Raw genomic sequence first — 23459 nt, 5'->3', positions numbered from 1 at the left:
TACTCTTATAGTTATACCATTTTTTTCGTTCATATTAAAGAAGCTGAACGCTTTTCTTATTTAGAATAATTCTATTATAACATGATTTATTATAAACGAAAAAAAGAAATGTGAACAGCAAACGACATCTCGCTGCATAATTATTTTGCTCTAAGCCTGTTAATAGCACCCCATGCTTCTTCTTTACCCTGGCCGGTTTCCGAGGAAAACAATACGACCGAATCTTCTTTATGCAGGCCAAGCGTTTCTTTTATCTGCTTCACGTGCTTGGGTCGTTTATTTTTGGTGACTTTGTCCGCTTTTGTAGCAATTATGACAACAGGCAGCTCAAAATGCTTTAAATATTGATACATCCTCACATCTTCACCGCTTGGTGCATGCCTTACATCCAATATAAGAGTAACTCCGCAGAGCTGGTCACGTTCTCCTAAATACGTTTCAATCATTTTTCCCCATGCTGCGCGTTCTGTTTTGGAAACTTTAGCGTAGCCGTAGCCAGGAACGTCTACAAGCATCAGGATTTCATTAATTAAATAAAAATTAAGGGTTCTTGTTTTTCCCGGCTTGGACGAAGTTCTCGCCAGGTTTTTTCTATTAAGCAGGGTATTGATAAAAGAAGATTTCCCTACATTGGACCTTCCGGCCATGGCAATCTCCGGAAGATCCATTGTGGGATACTGTTCTTCAGCTACTGCACTTATTACAAGCTCTGCTTGATTGGCTTTCATTCTTTTTCCTCCAACGCGTGTTCTAATACTTCATCTAACTGGGAAACCGGTATAAAGGTAAGTCCTTTTCTAACGCTTTCCGGTATATCTTCCAAATCTTTTTCGTTGTCCTTTGGAATAATAATCGTTGTTAGCCCGGCTCTATGAGCGCTCATTGCTTTTTCTTTGAGCCCGCCTATCGGAAGTACTCTTCCTCTCAGCGTTATCTCTCCGGTCATTCCCACTTCTTTCTTAACGGGTTTGCCGGTGAAAGCAGAAATCAAAGCAGTAGCAATCGTGATTCCCGCCGATGGACCATCCTTTGGCGTAGCGCCTTCGGGAACATGAATATGAATATCATACTCCTTGTAAAAGTCCGGAGAAATACCTAATTGTTCTGCGTTGGCTCTCGTATAGCTGAAAGCAGCACGTGCAGATTCTTTCATGACGTCTCCGAGTTTACCGGTGAGACTTAAATCACCTTTTCCTTTTGCAAGCGATACTTCAATGGAAAGAACGGTACCTCCGGCTGTAGTGTATGCAAGTCCCATAGCCGTTCCTACCTGATTTTCTATCTCCGCCTGGCCGTAACGGAATTTAGGACGTCCAAGCATCTCTTCAATCGTATTTTCCGTAACAACGACACGCTTCTTCTCGCCTGCTACTATTTTCTTCGCAGCTTTCCGGCATACTTTAGCTATTTCTCTTTCCAGACTCCGGACTCCTGCTTCCCTTGTATAATAACGGATTAATTTCATCATGGAATCGTCTTTAATCTGTAGTTTGCTCTTTGTGAGCCCATGGGCTTCCAGCTGCTTTGGAAATAAATAGTCGATGGCAATACGCTCTTTTTCAAGCTCCGTGTAACCGGCAATCGGAAAATTTCCATACGGTCCAGAAGAGGCCCCGGTATAGCAGAAATGTTGTTTGCTGTCGTAATAAAAAGCACTTTCGACAGATCATACGTCTCTTCTATATAATGATCGCTGAATGAATTATTCTGCTCAGGATCAAGCACTTCAAGCATGGCAGAAGACGGATCTCCTCTGAAATCACTTGCCATTTTATCAATTTCATCCAGCAGGAACACCGGGTTGGTGGAGCCGGCTTTATTCATGCCCTGAATGATACGTCCCGGCATCGCTCCTACATACGTGCGTCTGTGGCCTCTAATTTCCGCTTCATCACGCACTCCGCCAAGGGAAACACGGACAAACTTACGCTCTAGTGCACGCGCAATCGATTTAGCCAGTGATGTTTTACCGACTCCCGGCGGACCGCTGATACAAAGAATAGGTCCTTTTAATGAGTTGGTAAGCTCCTGTACAGCTAAATGTTCCAGCACCCGTTCTTTTACTTTCTCAAGGCCGTAATGGTCCTCGTCAAGAATTTCATGGGCATGGTTCACGTCCAGACGGTCCGTTGTTTCTTCTTTCCACGGAATGGACGTCAGCCATTCGATATAGGTACGGATAACGGAACTTTCCGCCGCTGTGGACGGCATCTTTTCGTAGCGGTCCAGCTCTTTATAGGCTTTAGCCAGCACCTGCTCGGCATATCGGACTGTTCAATTTTTTCACGGAGTTCTCCAACTTCGCCGTCTTTACCGTCTTTGTCACCCAGTTCTTTTTGAATAGCTTTCATCTGTTCGCGAAGATAATATTCTTTCTGCGTTTTTTCCATTGATTTCTTTACCGTCTGGCCGATTTTTTGTTCCAGGCCGAGAACTTCTTTTTCATTATTTAAGATATCCAGAATACGCTGCAGTCTTTTCTTAACGGAAACCGTTTCCAGAAGTTCCTGCTTTTCAGCGACTTTCAAAGGAAGGTGGGAACTGACGATATCCGCGAATCGGCCCGGTTCTGCTATATCCTGAACGGACTGAAGGGTTTCTTTTGATACTTTTTTGGATAAACGGATATATTCTTCAAATTGCTCCAGGGCATTGCGCATTAATGCGAGTTCTTCAGAAGGATTGCTTTCCTCCACATTCGATAAAATCGACATTTCCACCTGAAAGTACTCTTCCTTTTGCGTAAACTTTTCAATTTTTGCCCGCTCCAGTCCTTCGACCAGCACACGGATAGTGCCGTTCGGGAGCTTAAGCATCTGCTTTACCTTTGCCATCGTACCTACCTGGTACATATCATCTGCACCAGGCTCATCTACTGATAAATCCACCTGGCTCGTGAGTAGTATTTCGCTGTCTTCCACCATAGCCTGCTCTAATGCCTGGACGGACTTGTCTCTTCCTACGTCCAAATGCAGCACCATCGTTGGGAAAACTAAAAGTCCTCTAAGTGGTAAAAGTGGTATCGTTCTATTGTTTGATTCTGTCAATTGTCAGCACCTCCGGTCTCTATCTCTATATAAGCTGTCATTCTATGTAATGAAACAGCAGGATAACTACCCTGCTGCAGTATATGCACAGTACTTTTATTTTATCCCACTCCTGCACGGTTGTCTAATGAAGCCGGCGTATTGAGTAAGAATGCTCTCATTTATAGAATTTGGCATTATATAGGAAAAACCGCTTTGGGATTCACTAAAACCCAAAGCGGTTTGACTTTCATTTGTAGTGTTACGCGCTTTCTTTTGGTTCACCTTTGAGAGGAACTATTTCGCCGTCTTTTGTTTTTAAAATTGGCGTAGCATCTCCGGTCACACATTCAGCTGTAATTTCACACTTGACCACTTCTTCTTTAGAAGGCAGATCATACATAACGTCCAGCATAATTCCTTCAATAATAGAACGAAGTCCACGTGCGCCAGTTTTTCTTTCAATTGCTTTAATCGAAATTTCGCGAAGCGCATCATCAGTAAATTCAAGTTCTACGTCATCAAGTTCAAGCAGCTTCTGGAACTGTTTAACAAGCGCATTCTTAGGCTGTGTCAAAATTTCAATCAGCGCCTGCTCATCCAATGTAGAAAGGCTGGAGATAACAGGAAGACGTCCGATGAATTCAGGAATAAGACCGTATCTTAACAGGTCTTCCGGAAGAATTCTGCTCATGTACTCTTCTTTTGCAAGCTCTTCTTTTTCCGAATCAGAACCAAAGCCGATTACTTTTTTACCTAAACGCTGTTTTACGATTTGATCGATACCGTCAAAAGCACCGCCGCAGATAAACAATACGTTGCTTGTATCAATCTGGATAAATTCCTGGTGTGGATGCTTGCGTCCGCCCTGTGGAGGAACACTTGCCGTCGTACCTTCGAGAATCTTTAGAAGAGCCTGCTGCACACCTTCACCCGAAACGTCTCTTGTAATAGATGGATTTTCAGATTTTCTGGCTACTTTATCGATTTCATCGATATAGATAATGCCTTTTTCTGCTTTTTCAACATCATAATCTGCGGCCTGGATTAATTTAAGAAGGATGTTTTCCACATCTTCTCCTACATAGCCGGCTTCTGTCAGAGAAGTAGCATCTGCAATCGCAAATGGCACGTTTAATACTCTGGCAAGCGTCTGTGCAAGAAGGGTTTTACCGCTTCCTGTAGGACCGATTAGGCAGATGTTACTTTTCGCAAGCTCTACATCATCAGTTTTCTTAACAGAATTAACCCGTTTGTAGTGATTGTACACAGCTACTGAAAGCGAACGTTTGGCTCGTTCCTGTCCAATAACATAATCATCCAGAATTTCGTTAATTTCAGAAGGCTTAGGAATTTCTTCAAATTCCACTTCTTCATCTGTACCCAGTTCTTCTTCTACAATCTCCGTACATAGTTCAATGCACTCATCGCATATATAAACACCAGGGCCTGCTACAAGCTTTCTGACCTGGTCCTGAGTTTTTCCGCAAAAGGAGCATTTAAGCTGACCTTTTTCTTCATTGAATTTAAACAATTCGTTCACCCCTTACATGTTTTTAAAGCTCATTATTATACTTACTATATGTTAGTCATAAAAGAGAGCAGCTTATCTATCAGCTGCCATTTATCTTTGATTTATGGCTAATTTATGAATTTATATCATGGACTGCATTGTATCATAAAATGAACATGAATATAAAACAATACGTTCTTCTATGTGTATCTCTTTTTTTAGTACTTATGTAGAAAACTGCCCTGAAAGTAATCGATACTTACAGGACAGCATTTCTTTATTATTCTTTCTCTTCTCCTTCTTCAGCTTCAGGCGCTTCTTCTTCCTTCTTTTCCACAGTTACACTGTGTTCAACAAGAAAGTCGATCGCTTTTTGAATGCGGAGGTCGCCTTTAATAGCGTCGTCTCCGCCCTGCATGGCAAGAAGATTTCTAATTTCATCTTTAGAGCGCTTGTACATTTCCGCCATTTTATCAAGTTCCGCTTCTACATCTTCATCAGATGCTTCAAGCTTCTCTTCATCGGCTACAGCTTCAAGCGTAAGGTTCATTTTCACACGCTTTTCAGCTTCTTCTTTGAACTGTTCTTTCATGCCTTCTTCATCAGAACCTGTCACCTGGTAGTACATATCCATAGACATGCCCTGGGACTGAAGACGCTGACTGAATTCCTGAAGCATACGGTCTGCTTCTGTGCTTACCATGGCCTCTGGAATATCAACAGAAGCATTCTCAGCAGCAAGCTCTACTACTGTATCTCTATCATGATGTTCTTTGGAGTGCTCTTTATCGTGCTCAAGCTTGTGCGCTACGCTGCTTTTTAATTCATCAATTGTTTCTGCTTCGTGCTCTTCCAGATCTTTAGCAAAATCATCATCAAGCTCAGGAAGTTCTTTGCGCTTAATATCATGAAGCTTAACTTTAAATACGGCTTTTTTACCGGCAAGATCTTCTGCATGGTACTCTTCAGGGAACGTTACTTCTACGTCCTGTTCAGCACCCGGCTTTAATCCGATTAACTGTTCTTCAAATCCAGGAATAAACTGGCCGGAACCAATTTCAAGTGAATGGTTCTCCGCCTGTCCGCCTTCAAATGGCTCACCATCAACGAATCCTTCAAAGTCAAGAATAGCAGTATCGCCTTCCTGTACTTCTCCATCTTCTACAACAGCAAGATCTGCCTGCTTCTCACGAAGCTGGTCAAGCTCTGCCTGTACTTCGTCTTCTGTAACAGTTACATCGAACTTTTCAACTTCAAGTCCTTTGTATGTGCCAAGCTTCACTTCAGGCTTCACGGTAACAGTTGCTTTAAAAATAACGTCTTTACCCTGCTCTACCTGATCCACATCAATTTCCGGTCTGTCCACCGGCTCAATTCCTGCTTCGTCAACAGCAGATGCATAAGCATCAGGAAGAACGATATCCAGAGCATCCTGGTATAATGATTCAACGCCAAAGCGCTGTTCAAAAATTTTGCGTGGAATTTTCCCTTTTCTAAATCCAGGAACGTTCACCTGTTTTCTTACTTTTGTAAAAGCCTGATCCAATGCTTCGTCAAATTTTTCTGACGCTACATCAATTGTCAGTACACCTTGATTTCCTTCTAATTTTTCCCAATTGACACTCATTTATTTGTCCCTCCAACATTCTTATATCCGTTTTTGACAACCACTACATTATAACATATCACTTAGCCATTTCAATCATAAAAGCCAATTCAGGCGCTGATACGTCTATATTGTTGTTAATTGCTTTTGAATCCTTTCATAATCGCGATGTACAGCCTGAAAATCATGAACGCTGACATCGTAGCTTTGGCATATTGCTTCCACCTGCATGTCATATCCGGACTGAACAGCAGCTTCATAATGAAGCATAGCAGAAAGAGCTGAAATCTGCACGGATGGCGGAAAAGGATAATAATACAGCAGCATCTGCTGAAGCAGATGAATAATATGCTGCATTAACGTCGGATCTTTTTCTCCTATAACCTGCTCAAGCGCAGCCGTGGCTTCCAGATAGGACGTACTGCTGTTAATATCCGGAAGCGTTTCAGGAGCAAACTCCCCCTGCCGGTTTAATTTATTTACTTCTATCGTTCTTTCTACTTCCCAGTCCTTTAATAACAGGACTAGAAAACTCTTTAAAAGAGGGGAAGTATGTTCACTTGTCAAAAGGGTCTGTATGTAAGGCAGAGACTGAAGCGAACGCTGCTGTTTTAATTCCTGAAGCACAGCCATCTTCTCTTCAGGAGAGCCGCTTCTAAGCATCGGTACCCATTCCGGCTCATTTGCTTCATATGTAATAGGAAGTCTGCTTTCTTCATTCGCTTCTATTATAGTACGCTGCATGTTTTTAGAAACCGTCAGCAGGTGTTCAAGTTCTTTTTTTAACTTGGACGGAATGTCTTCTTCAGCCATGACCGCTTCAAGCGTTACGATCACTTCTTCATACTGCTCCAGTTGAGCCAGCACAGAAACATAAACCTGGAGAATTTCGTAATAATCCCCGCTGTCTTTTTTCATCATTTCTTCAGCCAGAAGCCTGGCTTTCGTAAGCTGATTGGTTTCTGCATAAGCAAGGAGCAGGCCATAGGCAGCTTCTTCGTGCTCAGGATCGTGCATTAACGCTTCTTGAAAAAAAGACTCTGCCTCCGACTTGTCAGCCTGCTTTAATGCATGCAGCCCATCTGTAATCAATTTATCAACAGCCCCTGGAAATGGAACAATATTTCCTTTTTCTTTAAATGCATCCACTCATTTCCCCTCCCTTCTCTCTTCTATCGGTCTCTATCTAAAAATCATAATACCCGTCAGCAGCCATACAAAAAGGAAGACGGCCTTGTAGGCCGCCGTTTAAATCCCTCTTTGCTTTTCATAAGCATCAATATGATCTGCATACTGCAGTGTCAGGCTGATTTCGTCCCAGCCTTTCAAAAGCATTTCTTTCCAGTATGGATCAATTTCAAAACCGGCTTCAAAACCTTTGCTGTCCTGAATCGTTTGATGCTCCAGATCTACTTTGAGTTTATAATACTCTTCTTTCCCATTATCCATCAGTTCGTAAACCTGTTTTTCCGGAAGTCTTATTGTTAATATACCGTTCTTAAAACAGTTGTTATAAAAAATATCCGCAAAGCTTGGAGCAATAATAACACGAAAACCATAATCCTGCAGAGCCCACGGCGCATGCTCTCTTGAAGAACCACATCCAAAATTGTGATCTGCCAGCAGGACACTTGCTTCTTCTGCTTCCGGCTTATTTAATTCAAACGAAGGATCCGGCGTTCCGTCAGCCAAAAAGCGCCAGTCAAAAAACAGAAACTGTCCAAATCCTGTGCGTTCTACTCTTTTTAAAAATTGTTTCGGAATAATCTGGTCTGTATCAACGTTCACACGAGGCAGTACCGCAGTGTTACCCTCATGCACAATAATTGGTTCCATTTTTTATTACCCTCCTTTATTGAAGCGATGGTTTTTTTAAATCACGGATATCCACAAATCTGCCGGCTACTGCGGCAGCTGCTGCCATAGCAGGACTGACCAGGTGGGTGCGGGCACCTTTTCCCTGGCGGCCTTCAAAGTTACGGTTGGATGTAGAGGCACAGCGTTCTCCTTCAGGCACAAAATCCGGATTCATGCTTAAACACATGCTGCATCCAGATTCTCTCCATTCAAAGCCGGCTTCTAGAAATACTTTATCCAATCCTTCTGATTCCGCCTGCATTTTCACTGCCTGTGAACCCGGCACAACCAGAGCGCGGACGCCATCTGCTACTTTTCTGCCTTCTGCTATTTTCGCAGCGGCTCTTAAATCGCTTATTCTTGAATTTGTACAGGAACCGATAAATACATGCTGTATTTCTACCTCAGTCATTTTCATTCCCGGTTTTAAATCCATATAGTCAAGCGACTGCTGGATTGCTCTGCGGTCATGATCCGACTCAGCATTAGCAGGGTCAGGAATCTGCTTATGAATGCCGATTCCCTGAGAAGGGTTTGTTCCCCATGTCACCATAGGCTCGATTTCTTCACTATCCATCTCCACGACCGCATCGTACACAGCACCTTCGTCGGAAGCCGTGTCTCTCCATTCCTGGGCGAGCTTTTCAAAAGCTTCTCCGTCCGGTACTTTTTCACGGCCCTTCAAATAGTCAATCGTTACCTGGTCCGGACTGATCAAACCAGCTTTAGCACCTGCTTCAATCGACATGTTGCATATAGTCATACGCTCTTCCATAGTCAATCCCCGGATCGCTTCGCCGGTAAATTCAAGAACATGGCCCGTACCAAAGTCAACACCGTGCTTAGCAATAATACTTAAAATAATATCTTTTGCAGTAGCACCGGGATTAAGGCGTCCGTTTACACGAACCTCCATTGTTTTAGGCTTTGACTGCCAGATCGTCTGGGTGGCAAGTACGTGCTCTACTTCACTCGTTCCGATTCCAAACGCAAGCGCACCGAAGGCTCCGTGGGTGGAGGTATGGCTGTCTCCGCATACTATCGTTTTTCCAGGCTGGGTCAGCCCCATCTGCGGTCCGATAATATGGACAATACCATTGTTCGGGCTGTTAAGATCCGCAATATCAATACCAAACTCTTCACAATTGTTGGCAAGAGTTTCAATTTGTTTTTTTGCAATCGAATCTGTAATGGACATTCGGTTCTGGGTCGGTACATTATGATCCATTGTTGCAAATGTTAGATCAGGACGGCGTACTTTTCGACCAGCTAAACGAAGTCCTTCAAAAGCCTGGGGTGACGTTACTTCATGAACCATGTGCAAGTCAATAAACATAAGGTTCGGTTTACCTTTTTCGGACATCACTGCGTGCTTATCCCAAATTTTTTCTATTATCGTTTTTGGCTGCATCGAACTACACCCTCTCTATCTTTTATAATTTAGAACGCAGAGTTTCTATAACTTTCCGCGTTATTTCCGAAGTTGTTTTTACTGCTTCGCCTTCTCTGGCAATATCGCCGGTACGAAAGCCTTCATTGAGCACTTGATCTATAGCTTTATCGACAGCAAGTGCCTCTTCTGACAAACCAAACGCATATTTCAGCATCATGGAAGCAGACGAAATCGCTGCCAGCGGATTCGCTTTATCCTGTCCTGCAATATCAGGTGCTGAACCATGAACCGGTTCATACAAACCAGGTCCTTCAGCACTCATGCTTGCAGAAGGAAGCATTCCAAGAGAACCTGTAAGCATAGACGCTTCATCACTTAATATATCTCCAAACAGGTTTTCTGTAACAATAACATCAAAATACTGTGGATCTCTAATCAACTGCATAGCGGCATTATCAACCAGCATATGCTCTAATGCAACATCCGGGTATTCTGTGCTTATTTCCTCTGCAATTTCTCTCCAGAGCCTGCTTGTTTCCAATACATTGGCTTTATCCACAGATGTTTACTCTTCTGCTTCGCACCTGGGCAAGCTCAAAGCCTTTGCGGATGATTCTTTCTATTTCAGAACGGCTGTATATTAACGTATCCACAGCTATCGTTTCACCATTTTCTTCGCGGCGTTCCCGAGGCTCCCCAAAATACAGGCCGCCTGTCAGTTCACGCACGATCATTAAGTCTATCCCGGTAATCACTTCTTTACGAAGAGTGGAAGAATCAGACAGACTGTCAAATCCGATAACAGGTCGAAGATTGGCGAAAAGATCCAATTCTTTACGAATACGAAGAAGACCTTTTTCCGGCCTCATATCGCCACTCAGCTGATCCCACTTCGGACCGCCGACTGCGCCTAGAAGAACTGCATCTCCTGCTTTGCAGGCTTCAATAGTAGAAGCAGGAAGCGGATCATTGTGCTTGTCAATGGCGCTTCCCCCAATATCCGCATAAGCAAAGGAAAAGTCATGTCCGTATATCGTGCCGATTGTTTCAAGCACTTCCACGGCCGACTGCACGACCTCCAGGCCGATTCCATCTCCGGGAAGTACTGTAATATTTTTTTTCATAACAGGCTCTCTCCTTAGTGACAGCCGTTAAACGTGGATGGTTTCCATTTTCGTTTTGTCCCGGCTTGAACGATTCATAATTCTATTTACTGCGTTAATATAAGCCTTTGCAGAAGCTTCAAGAACATCATTTGCCGTGCCTCTTCCGGTAGTTTCTTCCCCGTCGAACTCAACCCGTACAAATACTTCTGCCAGCGCATCCCGGCCTCCGGTAATAGACTGGATCCGGTAGTCTTTCAACTTGATCTTTCTATCAATTATACGTTCAAGCGTATTATAGAGCGCTTCTACGCTTCCTGAGCCGGTGGCTGCTTCTTCTACAATTGAGCCGTCCGGTATTTTCATGGTTACGGTGGAAGTTGGTATATTGTTAGTTCCATAATTCACCTGAAGTGTTTCTACTTCATAATACTTTACAGCTTCGCCGGCTTTTTCCTCTGTCATCAAGGCAAAGATATCTTCATCAGTGATTTCTTTTTTCTTATCCGCCAACGACTTAAATGCTTTGAACACTTTGTTTAACTCATCTTCACTTGTGTTATACCCAAGATCAGTAATTTTTTCTTTAAAGGCATGACGTCCGGAATGCTTTCCGAGCACCATTCTATTGGCATGTACACCGACGAGTTCAGGAGTAATAATTTCATACGTTGTTTTTTCCTTCAGAACACCATCCTGATGTATGCCTGCTTCGTGGGCAAAGGCATTGTCTCCTACAACAGCTTTGTTGTTAGGTACGGCCATTCCGGTTAAGGAGCTTACAATCGTACTGCTGCGCTTAATTTCTTTGAGCGTTAATCCAGTCTCCGCATTATAATAATCCTGACGGATTCGAAGCGCCACGGCAATTTCTTCTAAAGAAGCATTACCGGCCCGCTCACCGATGCCGTTAATGGTACATTCCACCTGATCTGCACCTGCTTCAATGGCAGCAAGAGAGTTGGCTACAGCTAATCCAAGGTCATCATGGCAGTGTGCGGAAAGATTTGCTTTATCAATGTTCGGTACTGTTTTTTTCAGGTAGCTGAACATTTCAAAAATTTCTTTTGGTGTAATATAGCCGACGGTATCCGGAAGATTAATTACTTCTGCGCCTGCATCAATTACCTGTTCAATAATTTCTGCAAGAAAATGAATATCTGAGCGACAGGCATCCTCCGCAGACCACTGTACTTTTGCAAAACGTTCTTTTGCATATTTAACAGAATCAACAGCTGTGTCTATCACCTGCTGGGGGCTCATGCGGAGTTTATGCTCCATATGAATAGGCGAGGTTGCCAAGAATAAATGAATTCTTGGCTCCGCTCCTCCTTTTAACGCTTCCCACGACGTATCAATTTCTTTTTTGATGGATCTGGAGAGTCCGGTTACTGAACTGTTTTTAATCGTGTTGGCAATGGCCTGAACCGATTTAAAATCGCCTTCAGAAGCTCCTGGAAAACCAGCTTCCATGATATCCACTCCGAGCCTTTCAAGCTGGGTGGCTATCTGCATTTTTTCTTCAAAGTTCAAGTTCACGCCCGGTGATTGTTCTCCATCTCGAAGCGTCGTGTCAAAGACGTTAATTTTTCGCACTGCCCACCACTCCCTTAGATTGTTTGTTCACAAACGGCATCATGCCGCGGAGTTCCTTGCCGACTTCTTCAATCAAATGGTTGTTTTCTCTATCGTTTGTAGCATTGAATTCTGGACGGTTTGCCTGGTTTTCAAGAATCCATCCTTTAGCGAAACGGCCGGTTTGATATCGGTAAGAACGTCACGCATAGCCTGTTTAGTATCTTCTGTTACGATACGTGGGCCTGCCTGAAAATCTCCCCACTGAGCTGTGTCAGAGATAGAATAGCGCATTCCGGCCAAACCGCCTTCATACATTAAATCAACGATAAGCTTCAGTTCATGCAGACACTCGAAGTAAGCTACTTCAGGCTGATATCCGGCTTCAACCAGTGTTTCAAAACCGGCTTTTACCAATGCAGAAGTTCCTCCGCAAAGGACAGCCTGCTCACCGAATAAATCTGTTTCTGTTTCTTCCTGGAACGTTGTTTCCAGAACGCCTGCTCTTGCTGCACCGATCTGTTTTGCATAAGCAAGTGCTGTATCTTTTGCAGATCCTGTTGCATCCTGATATACAGCGATTAATGCAGGAACGCCTGCTCCATCTTCATACGTACGGCGGACAATGTGGCCCGGTCCTTTAGGAGCTACCATAAATACGTCCACATTTGATGGTGGAACGATCTGGTTAAAGTGAATGTTAAAACCGTGCGCGAATACAAGCGCCTTGCCTTCTTTCAGCTGTGGTTCAATTTCGTTTTTATAAATTGTTGGCTGGTATTCATCCGGAAGAAGGATCATGATAACATCCGCTTTCTCGGAAGCGTCTTTTACAGAAAGGACAGTAAACCCGTCTTCTTTCGCTTTATCCCAGGATTTTCCCTGGCGCAGGCCGATTACGACATCTACACCGCTCTCACGAAGATTCTGTGCGTGTGCGTGTCCTTGTGAACCATAACCTACTACTGCTACTGTCTTATTCTGAAGTACCCCTTCATTTACATCCCCGTTATAAAATACTTTAGCCATTTTTACATTCTCTCCTTTAGTGTTTGCAATTTTTTAGTTGATAACAGAATACTTTGGACTATCTATAACGCCTTTTTTAGTGTCACGCTTAAAGGCGGTAATCCCGGTTCTTGCCAATTCTTTAATTCCATAAGGTTTCACCAAATCAATCAGTGCTTCTACCTTGTCGTTATCGCCGGTAACCTGAATCGTAATACTTTCGCGGCTCACATCAATAATCGAGGCGCGGAACGGCTGAATAAGATCTGTTAATTCTCCACGCTGCTGCGGGGGAGAAAGCACCTTGATTAAGGCAAGTTCTCTCGCAACAATCGCTTCATCGGTTAGATCTCTTACTTTCAGCACGTCGACCTGCTTATTAAGCTGTTTAATAACCTGGTCGAGTCCCCGCTGATCGTCGACATTCATGACAAAAGTCATCCGGGACACCCGTGGGTTCTCAGTCATGCCTACAGTAATGCTTTCAATATTAAAATTACGCCGGGCAAACAGTCCCGTTATTCGGTTCATTACTCCGGACGTATTATTTACGGTTGCAACGATTGTTTTTCTCATGGTTTGATCCCCTCCATCTCATGGTGGCCTTTTCCTGGAGCAATCATTGGATATACGTTTTCTACTTTATGGACTCTGCAGTCAAGCAGAACCGGACCGTCATACGCAAGAGCTTCTTTCAGAATATCCTGCATTTCCGCGGGGTCTTCGATTTTCCATCCCTTAACGTTGTAAGCATCCGCCAGCTTTACGAAGTCCGGCTGAATAGGGAATAGTGAGTTGGAATAACGCTCTTCGTAGAAAAGCTGCTGCCATTGTCTTACCATTCCAAGAGATGCGTTGTTTACAATGATGATTTTTACCGGAAGGTTTAATTCCTGCAGAATCGACAACTCCTGCGCGGTCATTTGGAAACCTGCATCCCCGACAACGGCAACTACCGTTTTGTCAGGCTCTGCAAACTGGGCCCCGATTGCTGATGGAAAACCAAATCCCATCGTTCCGAGACCACCGGAAGTAACCCACTGATTCGGCTTAGGAAATTTGTAGAACTGGGCAGACCACATTTGGTGCTGACCTACATCTGTTGTAACGATCGCATCGCCGTTCGTTTCTTCATAAATCATCTCAATCAGGCGCTGCGGCTTTAACAGTTCATCATCCTCTGTATACCAGAGCGGATATTCCGCCTTCCACTTTTTAATCGTCTCTTTCCAATCACCGCATTCACAGTTCGTCTTCGCTTCTTCATTGAGCATTCGCATCGCTTCTTTAGCGTCTCCTACAATAGGAATATGCGTTTCCACGTTTTTACCGATTTCTGCCGGATCGATATCAATGTGGGCAATGGTGGCATATGGCGCAAAAGCATCAAGTCTGCCTGTAAGCCGGTCGTCAAACCTGGCACCGATATTAATTAATAGATCGGCTTCATGCAGTGCCATATTAGCTGAATACGTTCCGTGCATACCGCCCATTCCAAGAAATTGTTCATGATCCCCCGGGAATGCCCCCAGTCCAAGCAGCGTGCTCGCTACCGGTATCTGCTGATTCTCCGCAAATTCAAGTACTTCTTCCGAGCCGCCGGCATGTAGAATACCCGCTCCTGTTAAAATAACCGGTTTTTCAGCCTTTGCTACCGCTTCTGCCAGCTTACGAATCTGCAGCCTGTTCGGAATTTTTGTCGGCTGATAGCCTGGAAGATCGAGTGGTTCATCATAATTAAATTCACCAATCGCAATAGACACATCTTTAGGCAGGTCAATAAGCACAGGTCCCGGTCGTCCGGAGGTGGCAATGTGAAAAGATTCTTTAATAATATTTGGAAGGTCATTTACGTTTCTTACCTGAAAATTGTGTTTCGTAATCGGCATTGTTACTCCGATAATGTCAGCTTCCTGAAAAGCATCTGTTCCAATAACCGAAGTGGCTACCTGGCCTGTAATAACGACAAGCGGCAGCGAATCAATCATGGCGTCCGCGATACCCGTAATCACATTTGTGGCTCCCGGGCCGGAAGTAACAACGCATACGCCTGGTTTTCCGGACACTCTTGCATATCCTTCGGCAGCGTGAATAGCTCCCTGTTCATGCCGGGCAAGAATATGTCTGATCCCTGTGCGGTAAATTTCGTCATAAGTTGGCAGAATAGCTCCACCGGGATACCCGAAAATGACGTCTACTTTCTCTCTCGCTAATGCCTGGATCAGCATGCTCGATCCTGACATCTGCTGATTTTCCACCTTCAATTCACGACCATTTTCTTCTTTTACTTTTGTATTCACTGCTAGCCCTCCTTATTAGCCTATCGCTCTATCGCCCGGAATTTTTATACACAAAAAAATCTCTCCACTCCAATCAGCCTATAGTTATATAGGCCAAAGGGGCGAAAAGATTCTTTTCACGGTACCACCCTTATTTCGCGGTAAATCTTTACCGCCTCAGCAGTAATCCTTTTACGGATCACTCATTTGATAACATGTGAAGTGTGTGCTTCACACGGCCCGGATTAATAGTATAAACGTTCATCCAGGCGCTCAAAGGGGAGTTCATTCTCAGCGTTTACACCGTTTCTCAGCAATCAACGGTTCTCTGTAGTAATACGGTCTGACAACTACTTATCCTTCTCAACGCATTTCTATATATAATTATTAGGCTTTAACTTCATTTGCAGAGTAAATTTTCACACCGTCCTGTACAACTTTCCGGCGGAAGCCGTCCAGCAGCACATTCGTATGATATCCGGGTTTTCCGTCGCCGATTATCCGGCCGTCCACTTTAACAACTGCAATAACTTCTGCAGCCGTTCCGGTTAGAAATACCTCATCTGCTGTATATACATCATGTCTGGTAAAAGGTTCTTCTTTAAGAGTATAACCTAATTCTTCAGATAATTCCATAATCGCGGCTCTGGTTATTCCTTCCAGCGCCCCAATATAGCCGGGAGGCGTGTAAAGCGTATTGTTTCTAATAATAAAAATATTGTCTGCAGAACCTTCAGCTACATAGCCTTCGCTGTTTAGCATAAGGGCTTCGCTCACTCCTGCAAGTCCTGCCTCTATCTTAACGAGTATATTATTTAGATAATTTAATGATTTTACTTTCGGACTGAGCACATCCGGGCTGTTTCTTCGGGTGGCCACTGTTACAATATCAAGCCCATTTTCATAAAATTCCTTTGGGTAAATAGCCAGTTCTTCTGCAATCGCTATAATCTGCGGAGAAGAACATGATGCAGGATCCAGACCTAGATTTCCGACTCCCCTGGATACCACCAGTCTAATATAAGCATCCTGAAGATCATTTTTACGAAGGGTTTCCAATATAATTTCTGTCATCTCTTCAGAGGAATGGGGAATGTCCAGCATAATCGACTTGGCAGAATTATACAACCTCTTTAAGTGTTCATCAAGTTTGTATACATTGCCGCTGTAAACCCTGATACCTTCAAATACGCCATCACCATACAGAAAACCATGATCATAGACGGAAATTTTGGCATCTTCTTTTTTCACAAATTCACCGCTTAAATAAATCCACTGATTTTTCATCATTAACCACTCCTGATGTTTGAACTCAATATAAGGAACCATCAGGACTTTGCTTTCAAGTTACATCTTAGACGGTTCTATCTTTTATTTGTACACACGGAAAAGCCAAATGTATTTCCCCTGTATACAAACAGTGCGTTGAAATCCATATTACTCCGTTTGTACTGAAGGGTCAACCGTTTTTCGTAAATATTTTGACGATTCGTATTACTTTTCATTACAGCCGGGAAGACTAAACAGGAGGCTCCTAATGTATCCGCTTTTATTATATGCTAAAACAAAAAAGAACAGCATCTGCACAGATGCTGTTCGGAATATTAGTTTTGGTGTCCCAGGCAGGATTCGAACCTGCGACCGACGCCTTAGAAGGGCGTTGCTCTATCCTGCTGAGCTACTGAGACATTATATGTTCTGTCGTTTTTCACGACAAGATTTATATTAATATATCTTCACGATAAAGTCAATGCAGTTTGTAAAGAAACTTGCAGTTCACTTCAACTATTTAACAGGAACTGTCCCTTCCGTATCTAAATATAGATACGGCGGAACCCAGGCATTTTTATTATAGAAAAAAATGCCCGGACAGCTCTTCTACTTCTTTTCCGGAATGTTCTTCATAAAACCTCACATTTGCTTCTGCCGGTGCAGGAAATTCTACGACAGCATATGTTTTCTCCATCCGCGTCCTTGGCATCAATAAGCTGCCGGGATTTACAAACAGTCGGTTTTGGTAGACTTCAGCCGCTGCTATATGACTATGTCCGCTGCAGACAAGGCTGGCACCGTTTTTTTCTGCCTCTTTCGCTATAGGTTTAATATCGCTTTTTACGTTCAGCAGATGGCCGTGGGCGGCATATATTGTAATGCCCTCCACTTCAACGGATACCTCCGTAGGAAATTGACCCGGCGTATCCACATTCCCTTCAACAATATGAATGCCCGAGAGAATTTCGTCATCCCGGAGGAGCTCGGAGTCCCCACAGTGAATGACAGTATGAACTTCCTCCCTGTGCCGCTCTAATACACGCTGCAGTTCTTTTTTGCTTCCATGTGTATCGCTTACGATTAATGCTTTCATTCCATTCCCGCCTTTATTCATTCATTGTGTTGGAAATATAGTCTGCAGCCAGCTTTAACGCTTTGCCACGGTGGCTGATTTCGTTTTTTTGTACGCTGGAGAGCTGGGCCATCGTTTTATTGTAGGAGGGCAGAAAAAATACAGGGTCATACCCGAATCCGTTAGCGCCTTCTTTTACAGGATGGATGACTCCGTCACAACTCCCTCTAAACGTGATTGTTTTCTCCCCGGGAACGGCTACTGCAATTACACAGACAAATCGTGCCGTTCTTTCTTCCTCGGGAACGCCGTTTAGTTCCTGGAGCAGCTTATTTATATTCTCTTCATCGTTTTTTTGAGGGCCGGCATACCGGGCAGAATACACCCCAGGCTCCTGATTGAGGGCGTCCACTTCAAGACCCGAGTCGTCCGCCACTGCCATGCATCCAAACATCGAAGCGACCGCTTCTGCTTTTGCTGCAGCATTTTCTTCAAATGTGATTCCGTTTTCGGGATATCTGCAATATCATAATCAAGAAGTGATTTTACATTCCACCGATCCTGCAGCATATCGTTAAATTCAGCAATTTTTCCTTTATTCTTTGTAGCAATAATAAGTGTTTTCATTTTATACTTCCTTTGTTTCATCTTTTTGGAAAGGCAGAATTTCCTTTAGTGCTTCAGCCTGAACTAAAAAAAGTTCATCCGCTCCCTTTTCAGCCAGATCGAGCATTGCGTTAAGCTGGGCTCTTGAATAGGTAGATTCTTCTCCGGTTCCCTGCAGTTCCACAAGTTCCCTGTCGCCTGTCATAACAACGTTCATATCAACCAATGCTGCGGCGTCTTCTTCATAGCATAAATCCAGTAGAGCACGCTCTTCTTTATCGATACCGATTGATACGGCACAGAGGTAGTTTGTTATTGGCAGAGACTTAATTTTCTTTTTCTTCACATGACCCTGCAGCGCCATAACCATCGCTACATATGCACCCGTTATAGAAGCCGTTCTCGTGCCGCCGTCTGCCTGAATAACATCACAGTCTATCCATATTGTTCGTTCGCCAATACGCTTAAATCTACTACCGATCGAAGAGAACGGCCGATTAAACGTTGAATTTCCATTGTTCTTCCGGTCAATTTTCCTTTTGCTGCTTCTCTAATATTTCTTTTGGCTGTGGCTCTTGGAAGCATCGAATACTCTGCAGCAATCCAGCCCTTGCCTGAATTTCTTAAAAAAGGAGGCACTCTATCTTCAATGCTTGCCGTACAGATTACTTTTGTATCGCCGACAGTAATTAGTACAGAACCTTCCGGATGCATTAGATAGTCTGTTTCTATCGTTACGGGTCTTAATTCATTTTCTTGTCTCTGGTCAATACGGAACATACTCTTTCCCCTTTTGCTGCTCTCTATTTTTGCGCGCTTGTTTTGCTTAATTGTATTGAATATACAGCCAGTTCATCATTCTGCAGCCATTCTTCTGCCATTTCTTTAAACGATTCTGCCGGGCCTGTAGTGTAATAAATATTGTCCTCCAGTGCTTCTTCCGAGGCTAAATCGTTATTGTAATGCAGGATGGTGCTAACTTCTCTGGCCGTTTCATCTCCCGAGCTGATTAAAGAGATGCTCTCTCCTACTACTTCCTGAATTAGTTCCTGCAGCAGAGGATAATGGGTGCATCCAAGAATCATCGTATCAAAAGAGGAAGATAGTAACGGCTGGAGCGTATTTGTAATTACCTCAATTGCTTCTTCTTTATCGGTATAGCCATTCTCCCACCAGGGGAACAAACGGCGGACAGGAAATACTATCTACCTTTACATTGGCATTAATCGTATGCAGCGCTTCGTTATAAGCCCGCTTGCAATGGTACCCTCTGTACCGATAACAGCTACATGATTGTTCGCCGTCACTTTTAAGGCTGTAATAGCTCCAGGCTGAACTACGCCAATCACCGGAATCGTAAGCGATTCTTTCACTTCCTCCAGAACTACCGCAGTAGCTGTATTACAGGCAATAATAAGCATTTTTATGTTTTCTTCAAGAAGCCGGTCTATCATTTCCCATGTATATGCCCTGACTTCTTCAACAGGACGTGGGCCGTAGGGACATCTGGCAGTATCGCCTATGTATACCATCCTCTCCTTAGGAAGCTGTCTTGAGATTTCTTTCGCTACAGTGAGGCCTCCCAGCCCCGAATCAATTACTCCAATCGGTCTTTCCACACTTTTCCCTCGTTTTCTGTTAGAAGTTGTACATAATTATTTTTGTATCGGCTGGTTCTTTATCTGCTGTATCTTTTAACTGATTCATTTTTTCCTGAAGAGCTGCCATCCCCTGTTCAATTGATATTACCTCTTCAGGCGACATTTCAGACAACACGCCTTCTAAATAAATCTGGCGTTCATTAATCACATCTTTAATAATAACGGTTCCCTTTTCTAAAAGGTGAATTCTTACTACGCGGCGGTCCTTCTCGTCTTTCACACGTTCTACCAGTTCGTTTTTTTCCATCCGGTCAATCAAATCAGTAGTCGTGCTGCACGCTAAATACATGCGCTGAGAAAGTTCGCCGATCGTCATATCCCCCTCTTCCTGAAGCCACTGCAGAGCGACAAACTGAGGAGGTGTTATAGGGAATTCATTAAGAATTTCTCTTCCCTTCTGCTTTACGATGTAGGAAACATGCCGAAGCGACTTTTCGATTTGAGACACTTGCTGTCGATTCACCACTGTTTTCCTCCCTTCCTTTCGGGTCTCTGTATATTTTCGCTTGTTTCGCTCTTTATTGCAAGTCGTATGAAGCAAAATCAAGCGTGCTGTATCTATCATGTGACGGTTATTGGACATAGAAAAAAAGCTGCCCCGGAAAGAGGCAGCTTTTTATTACATTTCTTCTGTAATAAATCCACGCTTTTGAACCAGCTCAGCAATTTCAGCAGAAGTAGACAGCGTCATCGCTTCTTCCACTAATGATTCTGCTTCTTTCTTTGAAAGCTGGCGGATCTGGCTTCTTGCCGGAAGTACCGATGTTGCACTCATGCTGAACTCATCGAGCCCAAGTCCGAGCAGAAGGGGTACAGCTGTTGGTTCTCCAGCCATTTCTCCACACATTCCGGCCCATTTGCCTTCTTTGTGAGCTGCATCGATAACGTTCTTTACGAGTCTGAGAATCGCCGGATGATACGGCTGGTATAAATGAGCTACCTTTTCGCTCATCCGGTCTGCAGCCATCGTATACTGAATCAAATCGTTTGTTCCAATGCTGAAGAAATCTACTTCTTTGGCAAAAATTTCTGCCGCCGCAGCAGTAGACGGAATTTCCACCATGATGCCGATTTCAATTGCATCACTGACTTCAGTGCCGCCGGCCGTAAGCTCTTCTTTTACTTCCTGTAGAATAGCTTTGGCCTGTCTTACCTCTTCAATAGCAGCTACCATAGGAAACATAATGCTCAATTTCCGTAGGCGCTGGCCCGTAGAAGAGCTCTCAGCTGTGTTTTGAACATGTCGGTTTTTTCGAGGCAGAGACGGATAGCACGGAAACCGAGAAATGGATTCATTTCCTTAGGAAGATCTAAATACGGAAGCTCTTTATCTCCACCTATATCAAGCGTGCGGATAACCACACGTTTGTTATCCATTTTTTCCAAAACAGACTTATAAGCTTCAAACTGCTCTTCTTCTGTAGGCAGTTCATCGCGTCCCATATAAAGAAATTCTGTACGGTAAAGGCCGATGCCTTCTGCGCCGTTTGCAAGAACACCTTCCATGTCCTGAGGCGTGCCGATATTAGCAGCAAGCTCTACATGATGATCATCTTTCGTTACAGACGTTTCATTAATAAGCTTCGCCCATTCCTCTTTTTGGCGGCGAACGCCTCTTTTTTCTCCTTGTATTCCGCAATTGTCTTCTCATCAGGATTAACAAGTACAGTTCCCTCTAATCCGTCAATAATGACAAAGTCACCGGTTTGAACAGAAGAAGTAGCTTCTTTTGTTCCAACGACAGCAGCAACTTCCATAGATCTTGCCATGATAGCCGAATGGGAAGTTCTTCCCCGATATCGGTGGCAAACCCTTTAATGTATGCCAGATTAAGCTGCGCTGTGTCAGAAGGAGTCAAGTCTTCTGCAATAATAACTGTTTCTTTATTAATCTCAGCAAGACTTGTGTTTTCCATGCCAAAGCAGATGAAGCAGTACCCGCTTTGATACGTCTTTAATGTCTGCAGCGCGTTCTTTTCATATACTCATTGTCCATGCTCTCAAACATGGAAACGTACATGTCGGATACTTCTTTCATGGCAAATTCAGCATTAACACCTTCTTTGATCTTTGCTTCTACAGCATCGATCAGTTCCGGATCTTCCAAAACAAGCAGATGGGCAGAAAAAATCTCTGCTTTATCTTCGCCCATTTCTTTTAAAGTCTTATCTTTTATTAAAGTAAGTTCTTCTTTAGCAGTCGCTACTTGCTTTCTTGTAACGGGCTGCTTCTTCTTCCACATCGGAGACGGACTTTTTTTGAATATCCATATCAGCTGCTCCAGTATAAAGGCCGGTGCCATGGCGATGCCTTTAGAAGCTGCAATTCCTGTCAGGCTCTGTGACATTACTCCCCAAGCCCTTCCTTTACTACTTCTTCAATAGCATTCATTGCTTCATCTTCGTCAGATCCATCCGCCTTGATTGTTACTTCAGCACCTTTGCCTACTCCAAGGGACATAACTCCCATAATGGACTTAAGGTTTACGGACTTGCCATTGTACTCTAATGTAATATCAGAGGAAAATTGGCCCGCTTTGTTTACCAGCTGTGTAGCAGGGCGTGCGTGGATCCCAGTATCGTTCGTAATATTGAATGTTTTTTCTTTCATGTCAAATTCCCCTTTTCTTTACTTTCATTTATATCGCTTTCATAAACATACTAAGTATTGACCCTGGCGGTCAAGTAAAAGATAAATAGTTTGTTCACGAAAAGCCGGCAGAGCAGCGCCAGGTGATTAAAAAAAGCATGAGTAATGCAGCTGAAAAACCTCTGTATTCTGCAGATAATACAAGGGACTCATTCAGCTTTACCCTACTCATGCCTGATCTAATCAGTTACACGCTTATTTACCGCCGCAATATTGAGCGAATATTTATCCAACAATTATTTTAAAACACTTGTCATTTCTCTAGACAAGCAACTTATTGTAAAAGAAATGAAATAATCCCGGCGTTCACTGAAGGCTGTTCATTCGTTCTTTATCGTCATCACTCCACGGAAGAGAGGAGCCGGTTCCTTGGATATCTGGACGACCGCTCCCCTGCCTGTTAAGCAGTTCTCACCGTTTTTGTTTTTCACTAAATAATGCACATCCGCGGAGCTGTTGCCGATACGGGCTATTTTCATATAGATGTTCAATGATTCATCAAAGTATACCTGCTTTAATATAGATCACAGTGCATATCCGCTACTAACAATCATTTTTTCGGAATCCGGAGCCAGCCACTGCTGCATTAAGCCTGCTTTTTTAAAAAATTCAAGTCTGACCTCTTCAAAATAAACAAATGCATTCGTATTGTTCAGGTGTCCGAAAGCATCAGTCTCCGAGAACCTTACTTTTGTTTCATTGTAAAAGGAGAAATCTTTCTCCCACTCTGTCCAATCACCGATATAAGATGGGGTACCCATATAGCTGCTCCTTTTTTGTACGTCTCGTATTTTTGCTGCATAAGAAAAACCGGCGCAGATATAATCCGCACCGGCCAGG

Annotated in this window: 17 protein-coding genes, 1 tRNA gene, 7 pseudogenes and 1 other annotated feature; all 25 genes and pseudogenes read right to left on the bottom strand. The window is 43.5% G+C overall.

The window, feature by feature from the left end; all coding sequences use genetic code 11:
* Nucleotides 1-140: 140 nt before the first annotated feature.
* The 25 genes and pseudogenes from yihA to MMY81_RS23515 all read right to left on the bottom strand — a co-directional run bounded on the left by yihA (nucleotide 141) and on the right by MMY81_RS23515 (nucleotide 23380).
* Entirely contained in the window at nucleotides 141-728 is a 588-nt protein-coding gene (yihA, locus tag MMY81_RS23620; protein WP_120192543.1) for a ribosome biogenesis GTP-binding protein YihA/YsxC, read from the bottom strand.
* Nucleotides 725-2981: pseudogene (gene lon / locus MMY81_RS23615) on the bottom strand (endopeptidase La). The gene yihA and the pseudogene lon overlap by 4 nt, the downstream one beginning before the upstream one ends.
* Before the next feature lie 307 nt (nucleotides 2982-3288).
* Nucleotides 3289-4560, bottom strand: coding sequence for an ATP-dependent protease ATP-binding subunit ClpX (gene clpX, locus MMY81_RS23610; protein WP_120192545.1), 1272 nt, complete (start codon nucleotides 4558-4560; stop codon nucleotides 3289-3291).
* Between the two features lie 259 nt (nucleotides 4561-4819).
* Nucleotides 4820-6166 carry a trigger factor gene (tig, locus tag MMY81_RS23605; RefSeq protein WP_252314750.1) on the bottom strand — a complete coding sequence of 449 codons (1347 nt, stop codon included), beginning with the start codon at nucleotides 6164-6166 and terminating at the stop codon, nucleotides 4820-4822.
* A gap of 105 nt (nucleotides 6167-6271) precedes the next feature.
* A complete protein-coding gene (locus MMY81_RS23600; protein ID WP_252314749.1) occupies nucleotides 6272-7294 on the bottom strand; it encodes a tetratricopeptide repeat protein in 1023 nt (340 codons plus the stop codon).
* 99 nt (nucleotides 7295-7393) lie between these two features.
* On the bottom strand, nucleotides 7394-7981 hold the full coding sequence (leuD, locus tag MMY81_RS23595; protein WP_120192548.1) for a 3-isopropylmalate dehydratase small subunit: 588 nt from the start codon (nucleotides 7979-7981) through the stop codon (nucleotides 7394-7396).
* A 16-nt stretch (nucleotides 7982-7997) separates the two neighbouring features.
* The gene (gene leuC, locus MMY81_RS23590; protein WP_252314748.1) at nucleotides 7998-9413 is read right to left on the bottom strand and encodes a 3-isopropylmalate dehydratase large subunit; all 1416 of its coding nucleotides are present in this window, start codon (nucleotides 9411-9413) and stop codon (nucleotides 7998-8000) included.
* Between the two features lie 22 nt (nucleotides 9414-9435).
* Nucleotides 9436-10519: pseudogene (leuB, locus tag MMY81_RS23585) on the bottom strand (3-isopropylmalate dehydrogenase).
* Between the two features lie 27 nt (nucleotides 10520-10546).
* Nucleotides 10547-12094 (bottom strand): 2-isopropylmalate synthase, encoded by a 1548-nt coding sequence (locus MMY81_RS23580; RefSeq protein ID WP_120192551.1) that lies wholly within the window; start codon nucleotides 12092-12094, stop codon nucleotides 10547-10549.
* Nucleotides 12081-13102: pseudogene (gene ilvC, locus MMY81_RS23575) on the bottom strand (ketol-acid reductoisomerase). The gene MMY81_RS23580 and the pseudogene ilvC overlap by 14 nt, the downstream one beginning before the upstream one ends.
* 33 nt (nucleotides 13103-13135) lie before the next feature.
* Nucleotides 13136-13657 (bottom strand): acetolactate synthase small subunit, encoded by a 522-nt coding sequence (gene ilvN / locus MMY81_RS23570; RefSeq protein ID WP_120192553.1) that lies wholly within the window; start codon nucleotides 13655-13657, stop codon nucleotides 13136-13138.
* Complete coding sequence (gene ilvB, locus MMY81_RS23565) at nucleotides 13654-15324, bottom strand: acetolactate synthase large subunit (RefSeq protein ID WP_252314760.1); 1671 nt, start codon at nucleotides 15322-15324, stop codon at nucleotides 13654-13656. Before ilvB ends, ilvN begins: the two co-directional genes overlap by 4 nt.
* Nucleotides 15325-15475: 151 nt before the next feature.
* Nucleotides 15476-15736: a binding site (T-box leader), on the bottom strand.
* Between the two features lie 11 nt (nucleotides 15737-15747).
* Nucleotides 15748-16647 carry a branched-chain-amino-acid transaminase gene (gene ilvE / locus MMY81_RS23560; protein ID WP_252314759.1) on the bottom strand — a complete coding sequence of 300 codons (900 nt, stop codon included), beginning with the start codon at nucleotides 16645-16647 and terminating at the stop codon, nucleotides 15748-15750.
* Between the two features lie 324 nt (nucleotides 16648-16971).
* A tRNA-Arg gene (locus tag MMY81_RS23555) sits at nucleotides 16972-17048 on the bottom strand.
* Between the two features lie 161 nt (nucleotides 17049-17209).
* Complete coding sequence (locus MMY81_RS23550; protein WP_252314747.1) at nucleotides 17210-17725, bottom strand: metallophosphoesterase family protein; 516 nt, start codon at nucleotides 17723-17725, stop codon at nucleotides 17210-17212.
* A 13-nt stretch (nucleotides 17726-17738) separates the two neighbouring features.
* Nucleotides 17739-18331: pseudogene (locus tag MMY81_RS23545) on the bottom strand (XTP/dITP diphosphatase).
* 1 nt (nucleotide 18332) lies between these two features.
* A pseudogene (gene rph / locus MMY81_RS23540) lies at nucleotides 18333-19090 on the bottom strand (ribonuclease PH).
* A 23-nt stretch (nucleotides 19091-19113) separates the two neighbouring features.
* Complete coding sequence (locus MMY81_RS33485; RefSeq protein WP_256497992.1) at nucleotides 19114-19494, bottom strand: glutamate racemase; 381 nt, start codon at nucleotides 19492-19494, stop codon at nucleotides 19114-19116.
* Nucleotides 19495-19521: 27 nt separating this feature from the next.
* On the bottom strand, nucleotides 19522-19929 hold the full coding sequence (gene murI, locus MMY81_RS33480) for a glutamate racemase (protein ID WP_308215460.1): 408 nt from the start codon (nucleotides 19927-19929) through the stop codon (nucleotides 19522-19524).
* 19 nt (nucleotides 19930-19948) lie between these two features.
* Complete coding sequence (locus tag MMY81_RS23530) at nucleotides 19949-20434, bottom strand: MarR family winged helix-turn-helix transcriptional regulator (protein WP_252314746.1); 486 nt, start codon at nucleotides 20432-20434, stop codon at nucleotides 19949-19951.
* A 156-nt stretch (nucleotides 20435-20590) separates the two neighbouring features.
* A pseudogene (ptsP, locus tag MMY81_RS35760) lies at nucleotides 20591-21549 on the bottom strand (phosphoenolpyruvate--protein phosphotransferase).
* Nucleotides 21531-21728 carry a hypothetical protein gene (locus MMY81_RS35755; protein WP_374562673.1) on the bottom strand — a complete coding sequence of 66 codons (198 nt, stop codon included), beginning with the start codon at nucleotides 21726-21728 and terminating at the stop codon, nucleotides 21531-21533. Before MMY81_RS35755 ends, ptsP begins: the two are co-directional and overlap by 19 nt.
* A 196-nt stretch (nucleotides 21729-21924) precedes the next feature.
* Nucleotides 21925-22317 carry a phosphoenolpyruvate-utilizing N-terminal domain-containing protein gene (locus MMY81_RS35750; RefSeq protein WP_374562671.1) on the bottom strand — a complete coding sequence of 131 codons (393 nt, stop codon included), beginning with the start codon at nucleotides 22315-22317 and terminating at the stop codon, nucleotides 21925-21927.
* Nucleotides 22317-22580 carry a phosphocarrier protein HPr gene (locus MMY81_RS23520; protein ID WP_120192561.1) on the bottom strand — a complete coding sequence of 88 codons (264 nt, stop codon included), beginning with the start codon at nucleotides 22578-22580 and terminating at the stop codon, nucleotides 22317-22319. The genes MMY81_RS35750 and MMY81_RS23520 overlap by 1 nt, the downstream gene beginning before the upstream one ends.
* A 345-nt stretch (nucleotides 22581-22925) precedes the next feature.
* Nucleotides 22926-23380, bottom strand: a pseudogene (locus MMY81_RS23515) (acyl-CoA thioesterase).
* Between the last annotated feature and the right edge of the window lie 79 nt (nucleotides 23381-23459).

The organism is Sinobaca sp. H24, from assembly GCF_023845525.1.
This window is presented reverse-complemented; position numbering and strand designations above follow the sequence as displayed.

Coding starts and splice junctions, on each gene's coding strand:
- yihA (WP_120192543.1), bottom strand. CDS start 728: ATGAAAGCCAATCAAGCAGAGCTTGTAATAAGTGCAGTAGCTGAAGAA.
- tig (WP_252314750.1), bottom strand. CDS start 6,166: ATGAGTGTCAATTGGGAAAAATTAGAAGGAAATCAAGGTGTACTGACA.
- leuD (WP_120192548.1), bottom strand. CDS start 7,981: ATGGAACCAATTATTGTGCATGAGGGTAACACTGCGGTACTGCCTCGT.
- leuC (WP_252314748.1), bottom strand. CDS start 9,413: ATGCAGCCAAAAACGATAATAGAAAAAATTTGGGATAAGCACGCAGTG.
- ilvN (WP_120192553.1), bottom strand. CDS start 13,657: ATGAGAAAAACAATCGTTGCAACCGTAAATAATACGTCCGGAGTAATG.
- ilvB (WP_252314760.1), bottom strand. CDS start 15,324: ATGTCAGGATCGAGCATGCTGATCCAGGCATTAGCGAGAGAGAAAGTA.
- ilvE (WP_252314759.1), bottom strand. CDS start 16,647: ATGAAAAATCAGTGGATTTATTTAAGCGGTGAATTTGTGAAAAAAGAA.
- MMY81_RS23550 (WP_252314747.1), bottom strand. CDS start 17,725: ATGAAAGCATTAATCGTAAGCGATACACATGGAAGCAAAAAAGAACTG.
- MMY81_RS35755 (WP_374562673.1), bottom strand. CDS start 21,728: ATGGAAGTTGCTGCTGTCGTTGGAACAAAAGAAGCTACTTCTTCTGTT.
- MMY81_RS35750 (WP_374562671.1), bottom strand. CDS start 22,317: ATGTCACAGAGCCTGACAGGAATTGCAGCTTCTAAAGGCATCGCCATG.
- MMY81_RS23520 (WP_120192561.1), bottom strand. CDS start 22,580: ATGAAAGAAAAAACATTCAATATTACGAACGATACTGGGATCCACGCA.